Here is a 4444-nt window from a genome sequence, read left to right as displayed (position 1 = left end):
AGCATAACCGCTCCCAGAAACTTCAATTCGATCCTCGCCAGCATAAAGCCCTTGTACCGTCATTTGATTTTCAGTTAGCGTCCCTGTTTTATCTGAACAAATCACATTGGTCGAACCCAATGTTTCTACCGCTGAAAGCTTACGAATAATGGCATTACGTCTGGCCATTCGCCGAACACCAATGGCTAAAGTGATCGTGACGACCGCAGGAAGCCCCTCTGGAATGGCCGCAACAGCCAACGCCACAGCAGCCATAAAAGTATCAGAAACCGATAGCCCATACCCGAGGCCGATAAAAAAAGTGACTGCAGCTAAAACGAGAATCACCCACAATAACAGACGGCTGAAAGCATGAATTTTAAGGGTTAATGGTGTTTCTAGTTGAATGGCTTGCGCTATCATACGCGCAATTTTTCCCGTCTGCGTTTTATCACCGGTTGCCACAACAATCCCTTGAGCGGTACCATAAGTCACCAAGGTTCCCGCAAACACCATGTTATGTCGGTCTCCTAAAACCGTCTCAGCATCAAGCTGACCTGGTTGCTTTTGAACCGCCACCGACTCTCCAGTTAAAGTCGATTCATCCACCTGAAGATCCCGACAACGATAAAGACGCGTATCAGCCGGAACTTTATCCCCCGAGGCAAATAACACAATATCGCCACAAACCAATTCTATCGTCGGAATCGACTGTTTTTTTCCGTCACGAATGACGGTTGTATTGGATGAAAGCATTTTCTTTAAAGAGTGGATCGCTTGCTCTGCTTTACTCTCTTGGGCAAAGCCAATCAAGGCATTCACGACTACCACCAATAAAATCACACCGGCATCAACATACTCGCCTAGTAACATCGTCACTAAAATTGCAACTAGGAGAATATAAATCAATGGATTATGAAATTGCAGTAACATTCGACGCCAAGCAGGCATCATGGCTTGACCCGTTATCACATTGGGGCCATCTTGCGCTAAGCGATGCTCAACCTCTTGCGCAGATAAACCACACTCGGCATCACTGCCGATCCGTTGAAATACTTCGTCTTCTGTTAATTGATGCCAATGAACCATTGGGTCGTTATATCGGCTATCCGATGCCTTCTTGCTCATTCTCACCTCCTCATCTCAACCGCTTATCCACTTATTAAGGATAGTTGCCAGATGATAAGAAACGAGATTGTGCTTAAAAATCCGTCTTAGAGTTCAAATTTTTCTGCTCAACTGGGTGTGACGAAGTGGGCAATCTACACCCTTTCTACTTGAAGCTGCAGGGGTACTGGCTACGTGCAACACCACGTTGTTTGGATATAGAATGATCGCAATGAGGGAAATAAGTTGAATGCCAAGAAACTAACAACAGTCTCATAATTAAGACAACAATCGCTTCGATTTACCGCACAAGATACAGGAGCGAGCACTAAAGGGTGCTAAAGTAATGAGTATCACCGATCATTTTGAGGATTAGGACTTTGCCTTCTCACCGCACCAAACAATGTGCCTTATCTCTATTATTACTACCACTACTTATCTATTTCGCAGCCTTCCCACTGATTTCATCATCCATCACGACCCTTCTTCTCAATCAGAAGAAGAATCAGATAGAACTCTATCTGATTCATCGCGGGGAAGCCCTGCAAGAAATGATCAAGCAGCAACTGACTGCCCTACACTTTGATTGTAATAATGAAGATTGGCAAATTATCCGTAACCCACATTTCTATAATCGGTATATTCGTTTTATGAGCGTTGAAACCAAAGAGGGTAAGCAGTGCTCTACACTCGGTTATCCACTAATACTCGACGATATAAAAGGTTTTTCCATTCCAGTGCAAACCGGCTTTTCAATCTCAGCTACACCTGTAATCGACCACACTGAAAGCGAACTGCTTATTCAATTTACTGACAATAATAATCGGGTGATTTGGGTCATTGATAGCAGTTGGATACAAAATAAACTCGATAGCCCATGTAACGCCTGTTTTTATTATCAAGCGACTTTTCTTGAAAATGGTACTGAAGTCTTATCAATCAAAAGAGGAAATGAACAGGTTCCCCTCGAGAGCAACGCAAAATCGGTTGTCTTTCATGGTACAGGAAAGACCTCCGCCACTAAACAACAGCTCTGGTCTGGTGAAGCTCTACAACAATACATCCAATACAAGATGATCATTTGGGGTGCTCCGATTAGTCTCTTATTGGGTCTCCTCCTCATGAGTGGCTATTGGTTAGTTCGTAACTATCGAAATTCAATTGAAGGTCTCATTGAAAAAGGAATTCGGGATCGTGAATTTATCCCTTATTACCAACCGATTGTCGATAGTCGCACGCAGAAAGTCGTCGGTTATGAAGTACTATTACGTTGGCAAAAAGGGCATGAATTAGTAGCACCTGATTTATTTATCTATGCCGCAGAAAGCACCGGATTAATCGTTGAGATCACAACTCAGATCATACGAAAAGTCTTAAATGATTTAGAGCGTCTTCCTTCCAGCCATTGGGTAAGTATCAATTTAGTCGCTGAACATGTTGAAAAACGTCAGCTATCCATACTCTTGCATTCCCTGAACTGGCCACAAACTCAACGAATTAAATTTGAACTAACCGAGCGCATCCCGATCAAAAATTTAACCGTCGCCGCAGAAGAGATCGCATTATTAATGGAAAAAGGCTATCAATTTAAAATCGATGATTTTGGTACTGGTTATGGTGGATTTTCCTATCTGCAACATCTCCATATCCGCAGCATAAAAATTGATAAAATGTTTGTCGATACCATCGAAACGGATGATGTAAAGAAAAGCGTGTTAGATTCCATTATTGCCTCAGCAAAAACGGGCAAAATAGAATTGATTGCAGAAGGAGCGGAGACACTGAATCAAGTTAATTATCTTGCAGCACAAGGAGTCTATCTCATTCAAGGTTACGTCTATGCGCACCCTATGCCTATCAATGAAATCGTCCAGCGACTCAGCCATACAAACTCATCATCTTCTATTTTTGTATAACTACCTTCTATTTTTATATAACTAAAAGTAAGCTCTCTACCTGACGAGAAGAGAGCTTATCCACACGTTTGACGCTATTTGTATCGATGAGCGAGCTAAAAGCCAAGCCCAGCACCAACAGTAATCGAGGTAGAATCAGCACTGCCTTGTGTACTGTAACCCACTTCTAATGAAAAATTAGAAGCATTAGTACTCAATAAGTTAATTCCAATCGCTCCCGTTAAACCAAAACCGTCACTCTCATTATCTTTATAAGTACGATTGTAATATTGACCACCAGCGCGTAAATAAACATCTCCTGCCGCAAAAGGTTGACGTAACGTCATGGTCAGTGGAACCGTGTAAGCCTTATACGAATGTTTGTCTCCTAAGTCATCTTTAAGATCTGCATTCGTTTCACCATAACCCAAGTTAACGGAGCTAAACGGTGTCAATAAATAAGAGCCTCGAACGTTCCATGCATAACCGGTCGCTTTATCGCCACCATAAGAAACCTGTGTTGGGCCAGCACTGGCCGTCATACTAAAAGGCGTTGATTGAGCATAACTCGATGCAGCAAAAGTAAGTAATAGAGCAGCACCTGTCACCAGAGGGAATTTATTCATGCGTATATCCTTATCCATATCTAAACCTAACAGCCCCTAGTGTAGCGGCCAAGATCGAAAAAATCTGAGCTGTTTTACCACTTTCTTGCATGCGATGCCGTATAACGAGGATATGATGATACCTAAATCGATATACCCGCAAACAATTTAACGTTGCAGCTTCAAGTAGAAAGGGGATAACCATGGCTTAAACAAAGCGAGCGATACACTTTGATTTGATATGGTTAACTGTTACAGTCTTTTGTCTCATAATCAAGGAGCCTGTGATGTGGAATGAGATCTATCAAAGAAAAGAGTATGTCTATGGTGAGCAGCCAAACGATTTTTTGAAAGAGCATGCTCATTTCTTACCCAAAGGAAAAATTCTCTGCTTGGCTGATGGTGAAGGGCGCAATTCGGTATTTTTGGCCCAACTTGGCTATCAGGTTACTGCCGTTGATATTTCAGAGGTCGCTTTAGCAAAAGCTCACCAGTTAGCAGAGAAAAATCAAGTAAACATCCATTTTATCCACGCCGATCTAGCTGACTTTGATTTAGGACATCAAGATTGGGATGGCATCGTTTCTATCTTCTGTCACCTTCCAGCACCATTACGTCGCCAAATCCATAGCTCTGTTATACACGGGCTAAAAACACAAGGGGTTTATCTGGTTGAAGGTTACACCCCTGAGCAACTAAATTATCAATCAGGAGGCCCACCGATTGCCGAAATGATGCTTAGCCAAGCATTACTCAGTAAAGAATTAGCCCAATTAACGCCACTATTTTTAGAAGAAAAAGAGCGAGATATTCAAGAAGGGTTAAACCATACTGGGCTAGGTCATGTCGTCCAAGGCG

4 protein-coding genes are annotated in these 4444 nt (G+C 42.4%); 2 read left to right on the top strand and 2 right to left on the bottom strand.

The window, feature by feature from the left end; translation table 11 throughout:
• Positions 1 to 1107 (bottom strand): cation-translocating P-type ATPase (locus B7C60_RS17180; RefSeq protein ID WP_216639311.1); only part of this gene is annotated, 1107 nt, incomplete at its 3' end.
• A 359-nt stretch (positions 1108 to 1466) separates the two neighbouring features.
• Here B7C60_RS17180 and B7C60_RS07055 point away from each other — a divergent pair.
• A complete protein-coding gene (locus tag B7C60_RS07055) occupies positions 1467 to 3002 on the top strand; it encodes an EAL domain-containing protein (RefSeq protein WP_099611041.1) in 1536 nt (511 codons plus the stop codon).
• 95 nt (positions 3003 to 3097) lie between these two features.
• Here the strand turns inward: B7C60_RS07055 and B7C60_RS07050 are convergent, their stop codons facing one another.
• Entirely contained in the window at positions 3098 to 3607 is a 510-nt protein-coding gene (locus B7C60_RS07050) for an outer membrane beta-barrel protein (RefSeq protein WP_099611040.1), read from the bottom strand.
• A 266-nt stretch (positions 3608 to 3873) separates the two neighbouring features.
• On the opposite strand from B7C60_RS07050, the gene B7C60_RS07045 reads away from it, so the two are divergent.
• Positions 3874 to 4444, top strand: a 571-nt coding sequence (locus tag B7C60_RS07045) for a class I SAM-dependent methyltransferase (RefSeq protein WP_099611092.1), incomplete at its 3' end; no start/stop codon positions are given.

The organism is Vibrio fujianensis (genome assembly GCF_002749895.1).
In the GTDB taxonomy this organism is placed as follows: Bacteria; Pseudomonadota; Gammaproteobacteria; order Enterobacterales; family Vibrionaceae; genus Vibrio; species Vibrio fujianensis.
Note: the sequence above shows the minus strand (reverse complement) of the source record. Positions and strands in the feature narration are given on the sequence as shown.